Here is a 2,798-nt window from a genome sequence, read left to right as displayed (position 1 = left end):
CGCTCCTGTTCTTCGTCAGATAGCCCGCTATCTTCCTCATCACAGAAGCGGAAATGCCTCAAAAACTCATCCCAAATCATCGCACGATAAATTCAAAACAGCTTCTAAAGTGCCACACGCGAATATGCCGGTTTGTCTATTGAACAAAAATCCTTGTCCAAGTATTTGTAATAACCGGTGATGGCAATCATTGCAGCATTGTCTGTTGTATAGCCAAATTTAGGAATATAGATTTTCCATCCGTATTTTGCAGCATGCTCGCGGAATGCATTGCGCAACCCGTTGTTTGCCGATACACCTCCGGCAACCGCCACTTCAGTAATACCTGTATCTTTTACAACCTTACGCAACTTATCCATTAAGATATCGACAATCGTTTTTTCCAGCGACGCGGCCAAATCGGTTTTATGATGTTCTATAAAATCCGGTTCATCCTTCAACCAGTCACGAAGTGAATAAAGAAACGATGTCTTTAATCCACTAAAACTATAATCGTATCCCCCAATATGTGGTTTGCTGAATGTAAACGCATCCGGATTTCCCTGACGTGCCAGTTTGTCAATAATCGGTCCGCCGGGATAACCCAACCCCATCACTTTCGAACATTTGTCGATAGCTTCTCCGGCCGCATCATCGATGGTCTGTCCCAACACCTGCATGTCATTGTAGGCATTTACACGAATTATCTGCGAATTACCACCCGACACCAGTAAACAAATGAACGGAAACTTAGGCTGATCCGTATCTTCCTCAGACTCTTTAATAAAATGCGCCAACACATGACCCTGCAAGTGATTGACATCCACCAAAGGGATACCTAAAGCCAAAGCCAATCCCTTGGCAAAAGAAACGCCTACCAGCAACGAACCCATCAGTCCGGGACCACGGGTAAAAGCAATGGCACTTAGCTGTTCTTTCGTCACGCCTGCCCGCTTTAACGCTTCGTGCACCACTGGCACAATATTCTGCTGGTGTGCACGTGAAGCCAGTTCGGGCACTACCCCTCCATAAGCTTCGTGTACAGCCTGGCTGGCAATGACACTGGAGAGCAACACCCCATTGCGGATAACGGCAGCAGACGTATCGTCGCACGAAGACTCTATTCCTAATATTATTATATCGTTATTCATAATCAGTAATTAATCAATGTGACAATGTGGCAATGTATCAATGTGCTAATGTGAGAATGTGGTAATGTGAAAATTAATTAGCAAATTAGCAAATTAACACATTAGTACATTAGTACATTAGCACATTAACAAATTAGCACATTAGCAAATTATTCTTAATACGTCAATATCTCCAGTCCATTATCGGTCATTACGTAAGTATGTTCCCACTGGGCAGATGGCAGCTCGTCTTCCGTCACTACTGTCCAGCCGTCTTCCTCATCAATAAATACTTCCCATGTGCCCATATTAATCATCGGTTCGATGGTAAACACCATTCCAGGTACCAGCAACATGCCTGTACCTTTCCGTCCGTAATGCAGCACATCAGGTTCTTCATGAAAGTCCAACCCTACCCCATGTCCGCATAAATCACGTACCACAGAGAAACCATTTTTTTTGGCATGTTTTTCGACTGCATGCCCGATATCACCTACGAAACCAAAAGGTTGGGCAGCATCGGCACCGATATCCATACACTCGCGTGCCACCTGTACAAGCTTTTCTTTCTCCGGGGTTGTCTTCCCGATAATAAACATACGTGATGCATCTGCATAATATCCATTAAGGATTGTAGTGCAATCTACGTTAATAATATCACCTTCTTCCAAGATTTCGTCTTCCGAAGGAATGCCGTGGCATACCACTTCATTAATAGAGGTGCATACACTTTTTGGGAAACCCTCATATCCCAAACAGGCAGGAATGCCACCATGATTCACCGTATAATCGTAAACGATTCTGTCTATTTGAGCAGTACTCATCCCCTCACGGATTTCTTCTGCCACCTTGTCAAGCACAGCCGTATTCAGCAGACCGCTGCGCCGTATGCCTTCTATCTGCTCTGGAGTCTTGATTAAATCACGAGACGGGACCAAATGCCCTTTGTTCTGGTAATAAAGTACCTTTTTGTCCAGCTCGGTCAATTCTGTGCCCTTAGGCACCCTCCAGTTTAGCTTCTTCCTTTTTACCATAATCTTGATTCGAATTAAAATCTACCTGCAAAGGTAGAAATTTCTCGTTAAATCAAAAAGCAACCGACAAAATTTGATAATCATACTTTTCACGACTGCGCTTTCGACCATAATAAAACAGTTTCCAAACTTGATTAATGCCTTTTGCGTTTAAAAGTAAAAAAAGGAAAAGAAAAAGTTGAAAGTTTGGACAAAAATCGTTTACTTTGCCTATAAAATTTGAGCACCTTGATTTAATATTAATTAAAACCGAAACAAAATGAACAAAATTCAAATTGGCGAACATGCAGGCATTGTCTGGAATAAATTAAAAGACAACCGCCATTGGGAGTATGACGAACTCAAAAAAGCGACAGGATTGACCGACAGAGACCTTAATGCAGCCATCGGCTGGCTGGCACGCGAAGACAAAATCGATTTTGACATGGACGAACATGGCGATAGGATTTTCCTGACAGTCAATGTCTATATCGGATAAATTTAAAAATGAAGAATGAAGAATTCTTTGTGGGAGAAGCAGTTCATCATCCTCAAAGAATTCTTCTATTCTTAGAAGCTGTTTTGAATTTCTCCAAAAAGTTTTTCTTGGCTTGATGTATCCGTTTTCGTGTGTGCTTTGGGCGATTTTTTGGTCTTTTTCGCTCCTGTTCTTCGT

Annotated in this window: 3 protein-coding genes; 1 reads left to right on the top strand and 2 read right to left on the bottom strand. The window is 42.4% G+C overall.

Translation table 11 applies throughout. The features are described from left to right. Window positions 1-104 precede the first annotated feature (104 nt). Together tsaD and map are read right to left on the bottom strand one after the other, a co-directional pair. Window positions 105-1,130, bottom strand: a complete 1,026-nt coding sequence (gene tsaD / locus B5F71_RS19110) for a tRNA (adenosine(37)-N6)-threonylcarbamoyltransferase complex transferase subunit TsaD (protein WP_087213498.1) — start codon at window positions 1,128-1,130, stop codon at window positions 105-107. A 155-nt stretch (window positions 1,131-1,285) separates the two neighbouring features. Next, entirely contained in the window at window positions 1,286-2,143 is an 858-nt protein-coding gene (map, locus tag B5F71_RS19105) for a type I methionyl aminopeptidase (protein WP_087213495.1), read from the bottom strand. 259 nt (window positions 2,144-2,402) lie between these two features. Between map and B5F71_RS19100 the strand changes: the two genes are divergently transcribed. Next, window positions 2,403-2,621 (top strand): winged helix-turn-helix domain-containing protein, encoded by a 219-nt coding sequence (locus B5F71_RS19100; protein ID WP_022039998.1) that lies wholly within the window; start codon window positions 2,403-2,405, stop codon window positions 2,619-2,621. Window positions 2,622-2,798 lie beyond the last annotated feature (177 nt).

Source organism: Bacteroides sp. An269 (assembly GCF_002159755.1).
GTDB lineage: Bacteria > Bacteroidota > Bacteroidia > Bacteroidales > Bacteroidaceae > Phocaeicola > Phocaeicola intestinalis.
The sequence above is the reverse complement of the archived record's forward strand: the minus strand, read 5'-3'. Positions and strand labels throughout refer to the sequence as shown.